The organism is Mesorhizobium sp. M0478 (assembly GCF_040321305.1).
Lineage (GTDB): Bacteria > Pseudomonadota > Alphaproteobacteria > Rhizobiales > Rhizobiaceae > Mesorhizobium.
Genome location: NZ_JAMYRH010000005.1, coordinates 265772 through 282394, shown reverse-complemented (window position 1 = coordinate 282394; position 16623 = coordinate 265772). Strand labels below are relative to the sequence as shown.

Here is a 16623-nt window from a genome sequence, read left to right as displayed (position 1 = left end):
TTCACAGAATCCCTCCTCTAATGGCATCAATTTCCTCTGCGAGGCCTGTTTTGTCAAATCTGACAGCAGTCCGTCACAGGTCCCGGCGGCAATTCGTGCCCTTACGCCGGCTCGCGCTTGAGCGCCTGCGCCATGCAGTGAATGCCGCCGCCGGTCTTGGAAATCTCGCTCATGTCGACGGCAGCAACCTCGAAGCCGCGCGCTTTGAGTTGGCCGATCAGCGACTGGCTCGACGTCGGCGCGATCACCCTGTCCTTGCCAAGCGACATGAAGTTGCAGCCGAGCGCCATCGTGTCCTGGAACGGCACGTCGATGATCTCGTGGCCCTTGCCCTTCAGCCAGTCGACAATGCCGGGCTCGGTGCAGGCGAGGCACACCGCGGTGAGCTTTTCAGCGATCGGCACCACCATCAGGTCGATATGGACATAATATTCGTCGATGAAGGCGAGGCGCGTTTCCCAGCCTTCCTTTTCGAACCAGTCCTGCACCTGCCGGGCGCCCTCTTCCTGCGTGCGGGCGCCGCCGCAGCCGATCAGCACCACGCCCTCCTCGATGACGTTGAAGTCGCCGCCTTCGAAGGTGCCAGCCGTGACCATGTCGTAGATGGGGATGCCGAGCTTTTCATAGGTGCGGATGGCGGCATAGTTCTCGCCGCGCCGCCACCAATTGGCCATGGCGGTGATGAAGGCGCCGTAGGGCGTCATGACGCTGGAGTCTCTAGAATAGACCTGCATCGGCAGTTCCGGCGTCGGCTCGTGCCAGTGGATGTTGACGCCGAAATGCTCGTAGGCGGCGACGAGGTCCTTGTGCTGCGCCTGCGCGATCTGGACGTTGCAGGGCGCTTCGCGCAAATGCTTGCGCGACAGCGAGCTGGTCGAGAGGTGGCGCAGGAAGTTTGGCGAGCCGAGCAACACGTCTGTCAGCACGTCGGTCTCGTTGGCAAAGCCCCATGACGTCAGCGGCTTGGTGCCGCCGGCGGGGTTGCGGCGTTGCAGCGAGAACGGTTCGGCGACGATGCGGTCATGGACGGTCATAAGGTTCTCCTCGATTATGCAGCTTGATTGGGTTGGCTGCTCGGAATCCACCAATCGCGCCCCCGCGCGGTGGTGACATATTCCGGCCAGCGGAAATTGATCGGCGGGTCATAGTCGCAAAGCGGCGCGATCCAGTTGGAGCCACCAATGCCGCCGCCGGTGCGGGTGACGAATTCGTCCATGGCCGCATCGCGCGCGGCCTTGTCCTCGAGCAGGCGGAGGGCTGCAAGCGCAACCGTCTTGGCGGCGCATATGACCATCGGGTCGATGGTGGCCGAGATACCGCCCAGCGCGTTCATCGCCCAGGATGGATAGGCATGGCCATTCGCCGAGCGCAGCGCCGGGCGGGCGACATAGAAGCGTGCGGTCGGCGTGTGCCACGACATGTCGGTGTAGTCGTCGGAGGTCGAGTTGATCTGCGACGGAGGCAAATCGCGGCGCAGGATCGCTTCGGCCTCTTGCGGCGCAACCAGCCGCTCCATCTCGTCGATGAAAGGGTTTTCGGTCGAGGTGCCGCCGGCATTGACCTGGACCTTGCGACCGATCGCTTTCGCCGCCTCGTCCCAGTTCGGAGCGCCAACGGTGGACAGCGCCTCATAGGCAATCCCTGCCATGGCGTGATTGGCGAGGCCCGGCCGCGACTTCGACACCCAATGGCGCTCATAGCGACAACCGCTGATCGCCGCGGCCGCGGCCGCATTACGGTCGAGCACCGCGGTGACCTGCTCTGCCATGGCAATGGTCGGCACGCGGATCATGTACTGGATCTCGGCCAGCCCCGCCGGCAGATTGTCGGCGGTCGCCTGCCCGGCGGTGAGGATCGCCTCGCTGATCGACCAGCCGCCCTGGTGAGGCAGCATGGAATCGCGCAGCGCCTTGGAGGTCATGTACATCGCCATCAGCGCGTCATTGGCACCGGGCGCCCGCACCGCCGAATGCGCCTGCGGGATCGGCGCGCCATCGCTTGCGCGAACCCAGTTTTCGGGTTCGTCGCAGACAAAACGGTAGATCATCGCGTAGGCCGCGCCGCAATGCGTGTCCCAGCGCGCCGTGTTGCAGAGCGGCAGCATATAGAAGGGGTGGAAGGAGATCATGCCGGCAAGGCCGTCATAGTAGCCCTTGGCCGCATGGATCGGCTTCGAGCCCCTGACCTTCTCGGCCGGCTCGCCGGTGAAGCGCAACGTCCCCTCGATGCCGTGGCGTTGCATTGCCGCCTTGGTGGCGAGAAGTCCGCCGAGGCCGGCAATGCCAAGCCCGGAATGCGGATCGGTGTGGCCGCCGGCCTCGCTGCCGAGGCCCGGCCGCGATCGCTTCACCGTTGCCGCGTCCTGGCAGTTGCCGGGCACGGCGTCGTATTCGCCGTACATGCCGATGGTCGGCCCCGGGCCGTTCGTCCAGTGGGCGCAAAAGGCGGTCGGCATGCCGGCCGACCCTTCCTCGACCGAAAAGCCCTCATGCTTCAGCCGCGCGACATACCAGGCCGCCGACTGGTATTCGCGCCAGGCTGTTTCGCCGAAATCGAAAATGGTGCGCGTCCACGCCGACAGCGACGGCTGGATGCTATCGAGACAGGCAAGCGCGGTGGCTTGCGCCGAGGTCGTCACCGGTTTCTCCATGCGGCCCAAGAAAGCAGTGAAGCGGCATTGCAAAAAGTGATATGTTTTTCCGGTTCATGCAAATTCGGTTCACCTGAGGCCTCTTGCGAATACCTTCCACACAGGCGCTGCGCGCCCTCGACAGTTTTGCCCGTCACGGCAGTGTCTGGCGCGCAGCCGATGAACTGCATTTGACCCGCAGCGCCGTCAGCCATCAGTTGCGGCTGCTCGAACGCGACCTCGGCTTCGACCTGCTGGAGCGCATCGGCAAGGGCGTGGCGCTGACACCGCGCGGCCAGCGCTATGCCGCCGATGTGAGAAAGGCGCTGACGGTGCTCGGCGATGCGGTGACGCGCCAGGCCGGCACGGGCGTCGGCGGTTCGTTCGCCGTTTCCTGCACGCCGGGCTTCGCCTCTCTGTTCCTGTGCACGCACATCGGCGAGTTCCGGCAGATGTATCCGGACGTGGCGCTGTCGATCCTGACGCCCAGGCGGCTGGACGATGTCAGCAATCCGGACGCCGATGCCTTCATTGCCTTCGGCGTCGGCAACTGGCCGAACCGCTCGGTGGAGTTGCTGTGCGAAATCTCGTTCACGCCACTTTGCAGCCCGACACTGCTCAATAAGGTCGGCGGCTTTTCAAAACCGGCCGACGTGCTGCGCGCCAATCTCCTGCATCTCGGCGACACCGAGGACTGGGCGCGCTGGCTGGCGCTGTCCAAGGTGGAAAACCCCGACACCGAAAGCGGTATCTTCTTCTCGGACATGAACCTCGTCTTCTCCGCGGCGATCGCCGGACAAGGCATCGCAATGGGCGACGAACTGACCAGCCGCCGCGCGCTCAGCGAAGGCCGTCTGGTGCGCCCCTTCGACATCGCGATCCCCTCGCCGCGCTCGTATTTCCTGGTGTCGGAACATGCCAAGGCCAGCCACCCGGTGCTGGAAGCATTCAATGGCTGGTTGAGGTCGAAGCTGTCGGAGAACCGGATCAGCCCGTACTAGCCTCCCATCCGTGAATCAAATTTGCCGATCAGGCGAAAACTATTCGGTTGCGGTGAGCCGGCGCACTGCCCTACGCTCAAGCCACGATCAAGGAAGAGGCAGGATGCAGCAACCCGGCCGGGCCGCAGAGATCAAGGCAATCGGGATCGGCAAGAGCTTCGGCTCGTTCCGGGCGCTGGACGACCTGACGCTCAATATCGGCCGCGGCGAGTTTTTGACGCTGCTAGGCCCCTCCGGCTCGGGCAAGACCACCTTTCTGATGATCCTGGCAGGCTTCGTGCAACCGACCGCCGGCAAGCTTTTCAGCGACGGTTTCGACATCACCGATCGGCCGGCAGAGCAGCGCGCCGCCGGCATGGTGTTCCAGGGTTATGCGCTGTTTCCGCATATGTCGGTCGAGGCCAACATCGCCTTCCCGCTCAAGGTACGCAAGAAATCGGCTTCCGAGATCAAGCGCCGCGTTGCCGAGATGATCGAGCGCGTCGGCCTCAAGGGCCATGAGACGAAACTGCCGGCGCAGCTTTCCGGCGGCCAGCAGCAGCGCGTGGCGTTGGCCCGCGCTTTGGTGTTCGAACCCGGCGTGCTGCTCCTCGACGAGCCGTTCTCGGCGCTCGACAAGAGCCTGCGCGGCCAGATGCAGGCCGAGATGAAGCGGCTGCATCAGGAGACCGGCACCACCTTCGTCTTCGTCACCCACGACCAGAGCGAGGCGCTGGCGCTGTCGTCGCGCGTCGCCATCTTCAACCACGGAAAATTGCTGCAGGTCGGAGCGCCGGACGAGGTCTACGACCGGCCGGACAACCGCTTCGTCGCCGAGTTCCTTGGCGAGATCAACATGCTGCCGTTGAAGGGGGTCAAGCCCGCCGACAATGGCTCGACGGGCCTCTGCGAGGACCGCGCGGTCAACATGCTCTGCAAGGCCGAGAAAGTCCGTGGCGATGCCATATTGGCGATCCGGCCCGAACATATGTCGATCACGCGCGAAGCCGCCGCCGGCGAGAACGGCATTGCCGCCACCGCCATCGGCTCGACCTATCTGGGTGCGGCGACCAAACTCGATCTGACGACACGCCAGGGCGCCAAGGTGACCGTCTCGGTGCCGAACGAGGTCGCGGCGGCTGCACTCAGCAAAGGCAATTCCGTCTGGCTGACATGGCCGGCGGAAAAGGGTTTCCTCCTTCCGGACGGAGGATGACGACGAGAACGGCGAAGTCTTCCAGCAAAGAATCTGGAGCGCGCCATAACCACCGGAACCAACAACGAAAAAGGGGAACTAAAATGACAGACCAAAGCAAAAAACAAGCCATGGACGGGCTATCCGCCCGGGCTGTGCGCGGCGAGATTTCGCGCCGGCAATTCACCCAGCTTGCAGCCTTCGTGCTGGCCGGCACGCCGATGCTGCTGCGCTCGACCGGCGCCTTTGCACAAGCCAAGGAACTGGTGCTGGTCAACTGGGGTGGCGATGCCCTCACTGCTTATGACGCCGCCTATGGCCAGGCCTTCACCAAGGACACCGGCATCGCCGTCAAAATGGACGGTTCAGGCCCGACCGAAGGCGCGATTGCCGCACAGTTCAAGAGCGGCGCGCCGACCTGGGACCTTGTGGACGTCGATCCGTTTTCGGCCATCACGCTCGGCGCCCAGGGCGCTCTCGAGCCGATCGACTACGCCATCGTCGACAAGAAGAAGATGCGCGACGGCTTCGGCTGGGAATACGCGGCCTCGACCTATTTCTTCTCCTACGTCATCGCCTATGATTCCGAGAAATACGGCAAGGACGCGCCGACCGGCATGGCCGACTTCTTCGACGTGAAGAAGTTTCCGGGCAAGCGCTCGCTCTACAAATGGGGCGTGTCGAGCTGGGAAGCCGCACTTCTCGCAGACGGCATCGCGCCGGCCTCGCTCTACCCGCTCGACCTGAAGCGCGCGCATGACAAGATCGCCGCCTTCAAGGAAAACGTCGTGGCCTATTGGGGCGGCGGCGCCGAGAGCCAGAGCGTGCTGCTCAACGGCGAAGCCTCGATGGCGATCGTGTGGTCGACCCGCGCCTCGCTGATCGAGCAGGACTCGGGCGGCAAGATCAAGTTCATCTGGGACCAGGGCTTGATTTCGCCCGGCGCGCTGGCCGTGCTCAAGGGCAACCCCGGCGGCAAGGACGCAGCGATGAAGTTCATCGCCAGCGCCCAGGATCCGGAGAAGCAACTGGTGATGTTCGACAAGCTCGGACAGGGTCCGGCCAATCCGGCCGCCGATGCGCTGATCCCCGCCGACAAGAAGCGCATCAACCCGGTCGATCCCGAAAACATGAAGAAGCAGATCGCGCTCGACATGGACTGGTACGCCAAGAATTACGGGGCAGCACTCGACGAATACACCAAGATCATCTCGGCCTGACCAGGCCGGGCACGAGCTTCGATGAGAGGCACCCTCTCCGACAGGATGGGCGCGGCGGTGCTGATGGCGCCGCTGCTGCTGTTCCTTGTGCTGGCCTACGCCTGGCCGTTCCTCGGCGTCGTCAAGTGGAGCGTCACCTTGCCGACACCGGGGCTCGGCCAGTATGGCGCGCTCGCCACCGATGCCCTGGTGCAGTCTGTGTTCATCCGCACGCTGCGCATCGCGCTGATCGTCACCGTGGTTTCCGTGGCGGCGGCATACGCCATCACCATGGTGTGGGTGCGCGGCAGCCCGGCACAGCGCATAATCGCTGAATTCTGCATTCTCGTCCCCTTCTGGATCTCGGTGCTGACCCGCGCCTTCGGCTGGGTGGCGCTTTTGTCCAACCGCGGCCTGATCAACACCTGGCTGCAATCGATCGGCTTCATCTCCGAGCCGCTGGCGCTGGTGCGCAACGAGTTCGGCGTCATCGTCGGTATGACGCATTTTTTGATCCCATTCGCGGTGTTCCCGCTGGCCTCCGCCATGCGCAGCCTCGACGAGCGCGTGCTGCTCGCGGCGCGCGGGCTCGGCTCCAGCCGCATGCGCACCTTCTGGACCGTGTTCGTGCCGATGACGCGCTCCGGCATCATCGGTTCGGCGATGATCGTGTTCGTCTTCTCGCTCGGCTTCTTCGTCACGCCGGCGATCCTCGGCGGCGGCCGCAGCGTGATGATCGCCGAGCTGATCTACCTCAGGATATTCCAAAGCCCCGACTGGGGACTGGGTGCGGCGATCAGCGTCGTGCTGGTGCTGTTCGTCGGCGCGCTCATGGCGCTGCTGTTCCGCTATGTCAGACCGAAGCAGCTGATCTGATGCCGACCTATCGCCCCGGTCCCGTCTCGCTGATCCTCGCCGTGCTGGTGGCGCTGTTCCTGCTGCTGCCGCTGCTGGCGGTCATCCCGGTGTCGCTGACGCCAAGCCGCATGCTGGCTATGCCGACGGGCGAACTGTCGCTGCGCCACTACCGCGCGCTGATCGAGGATCCGCGCTGGCTCGACGCCATCCTGCTGTCGGTCCGCATCGGCATCGTCAGCAGCGTCATCTCGACCGTGCTGGCGCTGTGCTTCAGCCTTGGCGTCTGGATGTTCCAGCCGCGCTTCACGGCCACCCTTGTCGGCTTCGTGCTGTTGCCGATGGTGGTGCCGCCGGTGGTCTCGGCGATCACGCTCTACTTCCTGCTGACGTCGATCTCGGGCATGAGCTCGTTCTTCGGCTACGACACCTGGCTCGGCGTCGCCATGGCGCATTCGGTGATGACGGTGCCTTTCGCCACGGTGCTGATCCTGGTCTCGCTCAGCCAGCTCGACCGCCGCATCGACCTTGCCGCGCGCGGCCTTGGCGCCGGCGTGTGGGAACGCGCCACGCGCATCATCATGCCCAACATCAAGTTCGGCATCGTCACCGCCGCGCTGCTGTCCTTCGTGCTGTCCTGGGAAGAGATCGGCGTCACCCTGTTCATCACCTCGGTCAACGCCATCACGCTGCCGCGGCTGATGTGGATGGGCCTGCGCGACAACATCGACCCGGCGATCGCCGCGCTCTCGGTGATCCTGATCATCATCACTGTGCTGGTGCTGGCGGTGAGGACTGTGGTGGTGAAGATGCGCGGCGGGCACTGAGCCAAGGTGGCCAACAACAATCGGCGATAGCCAAGCCGCTGTGTGAAGGGCGTTACGGACGGTGAGCGCCGGGTACATTACGCGGCGTCATGGGAAACCTGCCGCTGGTGACATTTGCCTTCGTGTCGGTGCTCGGAATGGCGGTTCCGGGACCGGACGTCGTGCTCGCCATCACCAACGGCTCCCGCTACGGTTTTCGACGCGCGTTTCTCGGCATGGCCGGCGTCGTACTGTCTGATTTCGTTCTTATCAGCATCGTCGCGCTGGGCTTCGGCGCTCTTCTGCTGGCTTCGGAATTCTATCTCTCGGCTCTCAGGATGTTCGGCGCGGGCTATCTGCTTTTCGTCGCCATCGGTACCCTGCGCGCCGCATCCCGACCTTCGTTCAACCCTAACCTTCCCGAAACACGCCATTCAGCCAAGGCACTCATTGGGCGCTGCTTCCTGGTGGCGGTCACAAATCCGGCGGCCTGGCTGCTTTTCCCCGCGATCCTGCCGCATTTTGTCCGCGTGGATGAGCCGATCGCGATCCAGTATGGCATCCTGGCCATTATCGCCGCGCTTGCCGATGTGTTTGTGCTGACGTTTTACGCAGCCCTTGGCGCGCGGGCTGCAAGGCTTCTGGCTGGGCCAAACGCCGTGTGGATCGACCGGTTTTACGGTATCGCCCTGCTTGGTCTTTCGAGCACTTTGATCCTGCAATCCCTCGGCCATCTGAGATAGTCGACACAGGAACACACAGGCCCGGATTTTAGCAATCGGCCCGCAGTCAGCTTGCGAAGAATCTCGACAGCCTTGCAGCCGTGTCTTCGGGGTGCTCTTCCGGGAAGAAATGCCCACCCTTGACCGAGCCGCCTCCGACGTTATCAGCCCATTGCCGCCAGATCGCCAACGGGCCGCCCTCCTCCGCATACCAGTTCTCCAACCCGCCCTCGCCGCTCCAGAGCGCAAGCAGCGGGCATCTGATGCGACAGCCATTAGCCTGGTCCTGCGCGTCGTGCTCGCGGTCGATGCCTGCGGCGGCGCGATATTCCTCGCAGATGGCGTGGGCATGGGCGGGATCACGCAGCGCCTCGATATAGGCGGCCCTGACCTCAGCGGGAAAAACATCTGGAGCCGAGCCCCAGCCGGCGATCGCATTGTCGACGACTGCGTCGGGTGCTGCGGACAACAGGCGCTCAGGCAGCGGTTCCGGCTGGGCGAGCAGGCTCCACGGCCAGAAGGCCAGCGCCAACCTGGCATCGGCCCGATCCCAGGCGGAGGCCGTGGGGACGATGTCGAGAACGGCGACTTTCGACACGGTTTCGGGATGGTCGAGCGCCAGCCGGTAGGCGACGCGACCGCCACGGTCGTGGCCGGCAACCATGAAACGGTCGAAACCGAGAACGTCCATAACCTGCACCATGTCGCGCGCCATCGCTCGTTTGGAATAGGCGGCATGATTGGCTCCGGAAGCCGGACAGGCGCTTTGTCCGTAGCCTCTCAGATCGGCGGCAACCACGCTGAAGTGCGGCGCCAATGCCACGGCGATGTCCCGCCACATAACATGCGTTTCGGGAAAGCCATGCAGGAGCAGCAGCGGCGGCCCTGAGCCACCGGCCCTGACGAAGATCGATGTCTCCTCCATTTGAACGGTCCTGGCGTCAAAGCCCGCAAACATCAGCTGCCGCCAACCATTCCGTGGCTGGAACGGATTCGCAGCACCTGGACACCCTTCGGCAATTCGATCAGGAACTCCTTGTCGCGGTCGAGATGGTGGATGCTTTGCGGATCGCCGCCGGTAAAGGCGGCCATCGCCTCGACGCTCTCCCAATAGGAGATGGTGATGAATTCCGAATGCGTCGGCGTGTCCTCGCGAAAAGTCTGCACGCCCAGCGCTTTCTCGATCAGCGGCTTGATACCGACCTCGTAGTTGTAGCGCTCATAGGCGTCGGCCTTGTCGGGCAAGGTCCTGCCGCGCCAGATGCGCGCAATGGTCGGGGTTGTCGGTGCCATCAGCAACAAACGCCTGAACGCGAGCCGCGTTCCGAACATCTCGACTGGTGGCAGCCGGATCGCGGTCCGAACCTGCGAGCAGAGGCCGGCCAAGTTGACTAGCTGTCGCGGTCAATGCACAAGGAGCCATGGTCTGAGGGCGGGACGGTGACGCATCGGTCTGCAAAACCGACGTAGTGGGTTCAATTCCCACTCAGGCCTCCACACTATCTCTTTGAAGTTGTTGGCGATCCCGACAGGATTCGAACCTGTGACCATCGGCTTAGAAGGCCGGTGCTCTATCCAGCTGAGCTACGGGACCGCTGGCCGGCATTTGATATCTTGGCCGGCTGGTGTCTATGTGCCAGGCGCTGACCGCCGGTCAATGCGTCCAGGGTATCCTGCGGTCATAGCGGAAATTTTCCGCATAGGAAATCTGCCGGCGCTTGGTCTCTTTCGGCTCCTCGACACGGAAGGCCAGCCCCTGCTTTTCGGCATAGGCCACCGCTTCTTCCCTGGTGTCGAAGGTCAGCCTGATCTGGCTCAGCATGTCGCCCGATGTGGTGTAGCCCATCAGCGGGTCGATCTTCTTGCGTTGGGCGGGATCGAATTCCAGCACCCAATGGCCGGTCTTGGCCTTGCCGGACTGCATCGCGGTTTTGGCTGGGCTGAAAATTCGCGCGGACATGGGCACCTCGTAGCTGCGTTGGCGGTAGCGCCGCCTTATTTCAGTCAATACTGTGCAACACTGCCGACGGCAAGGCCGAAGCGGCCTGCAACCAGGCCGCTTCGGCAGCGGCATCGGCCCGATACACTGGCGTAGCATCAAAAGTCATGGTCATGATGGCGACACAAAGAGGCATGGACGCAGGGATTTTGCACGCCGAGGCCGACAGCCAAGCGATTTTCGACGGCGCGATCGTGATCGGCGCCGGGGCAGCCGGCTTGACCGCAGCCCATGCGCTGCTCAAGACCGGCGTGCCTGTGATGGTGTTGGAAAAGGAAGCCCGGCTGGCCGAGCCATGGCACGGGCGGCACGAGCGACTGCATCTCAACACGCATCGCGACCTTTCGGCGCTGCCGGGCGTTTCCTTTCCTGCCGGCACCCCTGCCTTTCCGCACCGAAACACCATCATCGGCCATTTGAACGAATTCCACGCCATGCACCGGCTGCCGGTCGAGTTCGGCATCGCGGTCGAGGAGATTGGCTTCGAGGGCGACCACTGGCTTGTGCGGACCAGTGCCGGGCCGCGGCTGGCGCGCCATGTCGTCATCGCCACCGGGCGCGACCGGCAGCCCTTCATCCCGGCCTGGAAAGGCATGAAGGCCTTTGCCGGACGCATCATCCATTCGGCCGCATTCGGTAACGCCAAGGCCTATGCGGGCAAGAAAGTGCTGGTCGTCGGCGCCGGCAATTCCGGCTTCGACGTGCTCAATCACCTGGTGGCAGCCGACGCGGGACAGATCTGGCTGTCGGCGCGCAACGGTCCGGCACTGCTGCCCAAGCGCCTCGGCCAGATCGCCGTCCACCGATTTTCGCCGATCCTGGCGCGGCTGCCGTTCAAGCTCGCCGATGCGGTGATGGCGGCGACGCAGCGATGGGCCTTCGGCGACCTCACGGCCTACGGCCTGCCGCCGACGCCTTCGGGCGGCGCAAGCCGGCTGGCGTCGGATTATACCGCCATCGCCACCGATGACGGCGCCGTCGATGCCATCAAGGACCGCAGGATCATCGTGCTGCCAACCGTGCGGGAATTTACCGGCGACACGGTCGTTTTCGACGATGGCGCGACGATCCAGCCCGATATCGTCATCGCCGCGACCGGCTACCGCACCGGGCTCGAGGCCATGCTGGGCAAGCTCGGCGTGCTCGACCAAAAGGGCGTGCCGCTGTTCAACGGCGCCGACAGCGACCCGAAACTGCCGGGCCTGTGGTTCACCGGCATGCGGCCAAGCATCCGTGGCTGCTTCGCCAATGCTCGCATCCAGGCCAAGGCGATCGCAGCCAGGATTGCGCGGGAGCGCATACCGCCAAGCCCCGTTTGATGTTTTAGGGGTTGCGCGACAGGGTCCGGGACCGTATACGCCGCAGGGCCTCGGAGTGTAGCGCAGCCTGGTAGCGCATCTGGTTTGGGACCAGAGGGTCGGGAGTTCGAATCTCTCCACTCCGACCATTTTTTCCCACAAAGCCAGTCCTTGCCCAAGGTATCACTCCCAAGGTCGCCAATGGCTGCCTCGCCGGTAGCGCATGGCGGCACGCATTGCCCAAGCAGCAGCCGCTCGCCGATCGGACCCTACATTGGAACACCAGTTCGCTCCGAGAGTTGTGTATGTTCAACCCAAGGAGCAAACAATGAAAACCCTTCTCATCGCCTCGATGATCGCGTTCGCCGGAACGGCGGCTTTGATCGCACCGGCGCAAGCCGCCAGTCTGACTATCCAGTCCGATGACGACGATCAATATTCGTCCGACGATGGCGATATACAGATTCTTCGCCATCACCAGCGCCACAAAGACTATAGCGACGACTATGGCGACGACTACAGCGACAACCAGGATGGCCAATGGCGGCGCCACCATCGCCATCACCGCTGCCATATCGAACTGGTCAGGCACTGGCGCCATCACCACAGGGTCGTCGAAGAGGTCAGGGTCTGCGGCTGATCCGATCGCTTTAGACCTGCTACGGCCGAGTTTGGCGACCGGAGCACCAATCTGACCTAAAGCGCGTCTCATTTGAACGGACTCACGCGACGCGCTTGAGGTCTTGTTTGATGCATGTTTGATGCATGCGGTTCTCTCAAAACCGGGGCCACTTGAGCGACATGCATCAGGCGCCCGTGTCATCGAACAGCATCCCTTCGGCGGGTTTGGCTGAAAATCGACGCAGGGATAATCCCCTCGCTTCCACCTCTATCGCCGGTCTAAAAGCGCGTCGCGCTGAAACGTATCCAGGCGACGCGCTTTGATTTTTGTTTTGATGCATGTCGTTCTCTCAAAACCGGGACCACTTTTGAGCGACATGCATTAGACTCCGGGCAAGGGGAGATTCTGGATGCTTGGTCTCGAGGCATGGCTTTCGCTGATTGGCCCTGCCTACTTCGCTTACATCCGCATCACGGTTCCGTTCGTCGTCGTCTGGGCCATTATCTGTGCAGCCCTGTGGATCTGGAACAACCGGCCGAGCAAGAGGCAAGGCCGTCCCCGGTCGTGGCCCGCCAGCGTGCTGTTCTTTGTCGTCGTCGTCGCGTGCTACGTGGCAGCGCATACGGTGGTCTATCTGCTGGTCCGGTATCTGGCGGCGTTGTGGCTATAGGGCACCCTCCCGGACACTCCGGTGACTGCTCTACGAAGGTAAGCTCGCCGGGCGAGAACCCCAATCATCACTCCCGGCGAGCCTACAACCCGATCAGGAACGCGACCAGGACCGGGGTCAGCCGGCAAGTTCCCAGGTGCAAGACGGATGCCAGATAATGTTTCCCGAAATGGGACAGCGGCCCTCATGCGGCGGTGGGCACGGAGAGATCGAGTGTATTCATTCGAACACGCTGTCGTCGCTGTAGAGGAAATCCTGCGGAAACGCATGTTCGCAGCTCGCGCTCTGGTCGGGCTGCCGTACCTGATTACGGCTGCCAAGGATCGATGACAGGCACGCCGGCCGCATGGAATGGCGCCGTGTCACGCGAGGCGAGATGAAAGCCGTTTGCGGAGGCGATTGCCGCGATGTAGCCGTCGGGCACAGGAAACCCCTTGCCGGCTGCCCTCGCCTTCACTGCAAGTCGGGCATAGTGCCGGGCCGCCTCGGTATCGAAAGGCAGGATGCGCCGCTCAAACACGGCGCACACACCGGCGAAGGTTTCAGCGAGCGCAGCCTTGCGACGACCCGCCGGCATGGCCTCGATGCCGAACAGCACTTCGGCGAGCGTCACACTGGAGAGGTAAAGCGTTTCCTCGGCCTGGTTATCAAGCCAGGCCAACACAGCTTGATGCGGTTCGGGCTTCATGGCCTCCGAAACGACATTGGTATCGAGGAGGATCATTCGAACCCCAGCGGTTCGGCCGGCGCCTTGTCGCGAGCCTGCTCCAGAACCTCCACGTCTTCATTGGTCAGCCCGGCGCGTCGGGCAATGTCTGCCAGAACGGAGCCGAGTTTCACACGGCCGTCCGGCCGCACCGCGTTTTCCAGAATGTCGCGTATCTCGGCCTCGGTGCTGCGACCGTGCAAGGCCGCCCGTACACGCAGAGCTCGGTGGGTCGCTTCCGGAAGATTTCGGACGGTCACTGCAGGCATTGATATCGCTCCGATGTCATTGATTGAAAGTATCATATTGTTTCAGGTGATGTCACCATGCATGTTTTGAAAACGTCGCACGGGCGGGATCGACAATCGCCGTCCAGGGAATTGCAGCAGGATCTAAACCTCGAACTCGCCCTGCCCTTCGTCCATTGCGCTGACGGTTTCGGCGGCGAGCGCCCTGGTGATCGGCGTCTTGCGCTCGAGCGCGGTGCGGTCGAGGCGCTCGACCACGCGCATGGCGGTGGCCAGCGAGCGCTCGATGCGGCGCACCAGATATTGCACGACATGCGGCTCGACCTCGACCTGGCGGTCGGCGAAGAGTTTGGTGATGACACCGGCCAGAAGCAAATCGTCCGGCTCATGGATCTCGACGGTTGCCGCCGCCTTCAGCCGCGAGGCAAGATCGGGCAACGTCACCCTCCAGGCGGCGGGGAAGCGCCGCGCCGTCAACAGCAAGGTGGCCCCGGCGCCGCGCACTTCATTGATGAGATGGAACAGGCCCGCCTCGTCGATGGCTGTCTTGTCGACATCGTCGATCAGCGCGGGCCTGCCGCCAAGCCCGGTGATGGCATTGCCGATGCGCTGGGCATCGACCGCCACAGCGTTGGCCCGCGCCTGCCAGATCGAGCCCAGATGTGTCTTCCCGGAACCGGCCGGGCCGGCGAGCACGATCACCGGCGACGGCCAGTCCGGCCAGCGGTCGACAAGGGCTGCCGCCTCGCGGTTGGTGGCCGACACCACCAACTCGTCGCGCGAATAGCCGGTGCCATGCCCAAGGTCTAGCGGCAGCTGGCGCGGCGGTTCGGTCTTTTGATCCGCCACGTTCAGCCGCGCGGCGAGCGGTGGCCGCCGCCGCGATCGGCAGGCAGCGGCGGGACTGGCTCGGTGGAGTGTCCCTTGTAGAGCGGCGATTCGAGATAGCGGGCAATGGCAAAGCGCACCAGCACGGCAACCGCCGCCGAAGCAGGAACGGCGATCAAAAGGCCGACGAAGCCGAACAGGGCGCCGAAAGCGAACAGCGCAAACATCAGCCAGACCGGGTGCAGGCCGACGCTTTTTCCGACCAATCTGGGCTGCAGGATGTTGCCTTCGATGAACTGGCCGATGAAGAACACCACGGCGACAGCAACGATCATGGTCCAGTCCGGCCAGAACTGGACGAAGGCGACGCCGACGGCCAGGACCAGTCCGGTCAGCGAGCCGACATAAGGGATAAACGAGATCAGCCCGGCGAAGAGGCCGATGAGGATGGCGAAATTCAGCCCGGTCAGCGTCAGGCCGGTGGCATACATGCCGCCGAGCACCAGGCACAGCGTGCCCTGGCCGCGCACGAAGCCGGCGGTCGCGGTGTTGATGTCCCTGGAGATCGCCCTGACCGTCCCGACATAATCACGCGGCACCCAGCTGTCGACGACCGCCACCATGCGATCCCAGTCGAGCAGCATGTAGAAAGCGACAACCGGAGTGACCACGAACAGGCTGACCACCGACACCAGAGCAACGCCGGAACTCCAGATCGAGGTGAAGACGGTGCTCAGCAGGCCGAAACCGGAAGTGAGCAGCGAATTCAGCCCGTCGCGCAGGCCATTGGCATTGACGCCGAATTTCTGCTCCAGCCATTTCGGATCGAAGCTGGTGATCAGCGACTGCAGCCGGGTCAGATATTCCGGCAGCTTGCTGGCGAAATCGGCCATCTGCGTGGCCAGTACCGGAACCAGGATGACGAAGGCCAGCACCAAAAGGACGATGAAGGCAATCAGGATGACCACCGTCGCCATCAGCCGGGAGAGGCCGAGGCGTTGCAGCCGGTCGGCGACCGGGTCGAGAAAATAGGCCAGCACCATGCCGGCAACGAACGGCAACAGGATGCTGGAAAAAATGTAGAGGAACAGCGCCAGGAAGATTGCCGTGCCCAGCCAGAAGAAAATCTGGCGGCGAAACGCCAGGGACGCAGCCGCGTCTGCTAACGCGGCAGTCGCGGCATTCTTGTCAACTACCCGGGGTGGAGCCTTCGCCATAGCCGCTCATATGCCTCAGCCAAGCCACGAGATAGGCCGCGGCCGAAGCCACGGTCAAGACCCCGGACAGCAATATGAGCGCAGGCCTGAGCGGGTCGAGGCGGAGGCCAAGGGCAAGTTCGCCCAGCACACGGCGCCAGCACGATCTGGGCGGCGGTGTTGGCCTTCGACACATAGAGCGGCTTCATCTCGACCGGATGCGCCATGACCGTGGACAAAAGCACGGCGCAGATGATCAGCGCACGCGTGACACCATGGTCACCACCAGCCACAGCGGCAATTGCCCGATGAAGCCCATGACCACGAACACCGAGACCAGAAGCACCTTGTCGGCCATCGGATCGAGATAGGCGCCGAGTTCGAATGCTGGTTGAAGCGGCGGGCGATGAAGCCGTCGACGCCATCGGAAATTCCGGCAACGAGAAATCCGGCAAAGGCCCAGTCCCAGCGCATGTTCAGCATCGCCAGCACCAGCACGAAGCGCAGGATGGTGATGAGGTTGGGAATGGTCAAAGGCATGTCCCGCCATGCTTGTTCTGCAGATCGATGGTGGAGATGGATTGTGGCTGCAAGGACCAGCGGTGAAGGGGCGACTGTCCACGTATTTATCTTGGGCAAAAGCCCGGTATCCTGTCGTCATCCTTGCCCC

18 protein-coding genes, 3 tRNA genes and 1 pseudogene are annotated in these 16623 nt (G+C 63.3%); 11 read left to right on the top strand and 11 right to left on the bottom strand.

Translation table 11 applies throughout. The features are described from left to right. Positions 1-101 precede the first annotated feature (101 nt). Complete coding sequence (locus tag NKI64_RS15030; protein ID WP_023693913.1) at positions 102-1034, bottom strand: dimethylarginine dimethylaminohydrolase family protein; 933 nt, start codon at positions 1032-1034, stop codon at positions 102-104. A gap of 14 nt (positions 1035-1048) precedes the next feature. Continuing rightward, positions 1049-2650, bottom strand: coding sequence for a zinc-binding metallopeptidase family protein (locus tag NKI64_RS15025; RefSeq protein ID WP_352668525.1), 1602 nt, complete (start codon positions 2648-2650; stop codon positions 1049-1051). An 83-nt stretch (positions 2651-2733) separates the two neighbouring features. On the opposite strand from NKI64_RS15025, the gene NKI64_RS15020 reads away from it, so the two are divergent. The 6 genes from NKI64_RS15020 (at position 2734) to NKI64_RS14995 (ending at position 8407) form a co-directional block, all read left to right on the top strand. Further along, the gene (locus tag NKI64_RS15020; protein WP_023705214.1) at positions 2734-3630 is read left to right on the top strand and encodes a LysR substrate-binding domain-containing protein; all 897 of its coding nucleotides are present in this window, start codon (positions 2734-2736) and stop codon (positions 3628-3630) included. A gap of 103 nt (positions 3631-3733) precedes the next feature. Continuing rightward, the gene (locus NKI64_RS15015) at positions 3734-4825 is read left to right on the top strand and encodes an ABC transporter ATP-binding protein (RefSeq protein ID WP_023693915.1); all 1092 of its coding nucleotides are present in this window, start codon (positions 3734-3736) and stop codon (positions 4823-4825) included. Between the two features lie 83 nt (positions 4826-4908). Further along, positions 4909-6024, top strand: coding sequence for an ABC transporter substrate-binding protein (locus NKI64_RS15010; protein ID WP_352668523.1), 1116 nt, complete (start codon positions 4909-4911; stop codon positions 6022-6024). Between the two features lie 21 nt (positions 6025-6045). Further along, entirely contained in the window at positions 6046-6879 is an 834-nt protein-coding gene (locus tag NKI64_RS15005; protein ID WP_023670301.1) for an ABC transporter permease, read from the top strand. Further along, positions 6879-7685 carry an ABC transporter permease gene (locus NKI64_RS15000; RefSeq protein ID WP_023695543.1) on the top strand — a complete coding sequence of 269 codons (807 nt, stop codon included), beginning with the start codon at positions 6879-6881 and terminating at the stop codon, positions 7683-7685. Before NKI64_RS15005 ends, NKI64_RS15000 begins: the two co-directional genes overlap by 1 nt. A gap of 107 nt (positions 7686-7792) precedes the next feature. Beyond that, a complete protein-coding gene (locus tag NKI64_RS14995) occupies positions 7793-8407 on the top strand; it encodes a LysE family translocator (RefSeq protein WP_245259945.1) in 615 nt (204 codons plus the stop codon). A 46-nt stretch (positions 8408-8453) separates the two neighbouring features. Here the strand turns inward: NKI64_RS14995 and NKI64_RS14990 are convergent, their stop codons facing one another. Together NKI64_RS14990 and NKI64_RS14985 are read right to left on the bottom strand one after the other, a co-directional pair. Continuing rightward, the gene (locus NKI64_RS14990; RefSeq protein ID WP_023821297.1) at positions 8454-9344 is read right to left on the bottom strand and encodes an alpha/beta fold hydrolase; all 891 of its coding nucleotides are present in this window, start codon (positions 9342-9344) and stop codon (positions 8454-8456) included. Continuing rightward, positions 9344-9679 carry an antibiotic biosynthesis monooxygenase family protein gene (locus NKI64_RS14985; RefSeq protein ID WP_031198108.1) on the bottom strand — a complete coding sequence of 112 codons (336 nt, stop codon included), beginning with the start codon at positions 9677-9679 and terminating at the stop codon, positions 9344-9346. Before NKI64_RS14985 ends, NKI64_RS14990 begins: the two co-directional genes overlap by 1 nt. Before the next feature lie 130 nt (positions 9680-9809). Here NKI64_RS14985 and NKI64_RS14980 point away from each other — a divergent pair. Beyond that, positions 9810-9883 (top strand) — tRNA-Cys (locus NKI64_RS14980). 20 nt (positions 9884-9903) lie between these two features. On the opposite strand, the gene NKI64_RS14975 is transcribed toward NKI64_RS14980, so the two are convergent. After that, positions 9904-9980, bottom strand: a tRNA-Arg gene (locus NKI64_RS14975). A 60-nt stretch (positions 9981-10040) separates the two neighbouring features. After that, positions 10041-10346 (bottom strand): ETC complex I subunit, encoded by a 306-nt coding sequence (locus tag NKI64_RS14970; protein ID WP_023670294.1) that lies wholly within the window; start codon positions 10344-10346, stop codon positions 10041-10043. Between the two features lie 173 nt (positions 10347-10519). Here NKI64_RS14970 and NKI64_RS14965 point away from each other — a divergent pair, with 173 nt between their 5' ends. From NKI64_RS14965 to NKI64_RS14950, 4 genes are all read left to right on the top strand, one after another. After that, complete coding sequence (locus tag NKI64_RS14965; protein ID WP_023695547.1) at positions 10520-11704, top strand: flavin-containing monooxygenase; 1185 nt, start codon at positions 10520-10522, stop codon at positions 11702-11704. A 51-nt stretch (positions 11705-11755) separates the two neighbouring features. After that, positions 11756-11832: transfer RNA gene (locus NKI64_RS14960), tRNA-Pro, on the top strand. Positions 11833-12011: 179 nt separating this feature from the next. Beyond that, positions 12012-12323: a hypothetical protein gene (locus tag NKI64_RS14955; RefSeq protein WP_023689055.1), complete on the top strand. Its 312-nt coding sequence runs from the start codon at positions 12012-12014 to the stop codon at positions 12321-12323. A 391-nt stretch (positions 12324-12714) separates the two neighbouring features. Then, the gene (locus tag NKI64_RS14950; RefSeq protein ID WP_023689056.1) at positions 12715-12975 is read left to right on the top strand and encodes a hypothetical protein; all 261 of its coding nucleotides are present in this window, start codon (positions 12715-12717) and stop codon (positions 12973-12975) included. A gap of 307 nt (positions 12976-13282) precedes the next feature. Here NKI64_RS14950 and NKI64_RS14945 read toward each other — a convergent pair whose 3' ends face one another. The 5 genes and pseudogenes from NKI64_RS14945 to NKI64_RS14925 all read right to left on the bottom strand — a co-directional run bounded on the left by NKI64_RS14945 (position 13283) and on the right by NKI64_RS14925 (position 16487). Then, positions 13283-13699: a type II toxin-antitoxin system VapC family toxin gene (locus tag NKI64_RS14945; RefSeq protein ID WP_023695548.1), complete on the bottom strand. Its 417-nt coding sequence runs from the start codon at positions 13697-13699 to the stop codon at positions 13283-13285. Further along, positions 13696-13950 carry a FitA-like ribbon-helix-helix domain-containing protein gene (locus NKI64_RS14940; RefSeq protein ID WP_023670289.1) on the bottom strand — a complete coding sequence of 85 codons (255 nt, stop codon included), beginning with the start codon at positions 13948-13950 and terminating at the stop codon, positions 13696-13698. The genes NKI64_RS14945 and NKI64_RS14940 overlap by 4 nt, the downstream gene beginning before the upstream one ends. 123 nt (positions 13951-14073) lie before the next feature. Then, positions 14074-14778: a DnaA regulatory inactivator HdaA gene (gene hdaA, locus NKI64_RS14935; RefSeq protein ID WP_023689058.1), complete on the bottom strand. Its 705-nt coding sequence runs from the start codon at positions 14776-14778 to the stop codon at positions 14074-14076. Positions 14779-14780: 2 nt separating this feature from the next. Continuing rightward, the gene (locus tag NKI64_RS14930) at positions 14781-15974 is read right to left on the bottom strand and encodes an AI-2E family transporter (RefSeq protein ID WP_023695549.1); all 1194 of its coding nucleotides are present in this window, start codon (positions 15972-15974) and stop codon (positions 14781-14783) included. Then, positions 15946-16487 (bottom strand): annotated as a pseudogene (locus NKI64_RS14925) (CDP-alcohol phosphatidyltransferase family protein). The gene NKI64_RS14930 and the pseudogene NKI64_RS14925 overlap by 29 nt, the downstream one beginning before the upstream one ends. Positions 16488-16623: the final 136 nt, after the last annotated feature.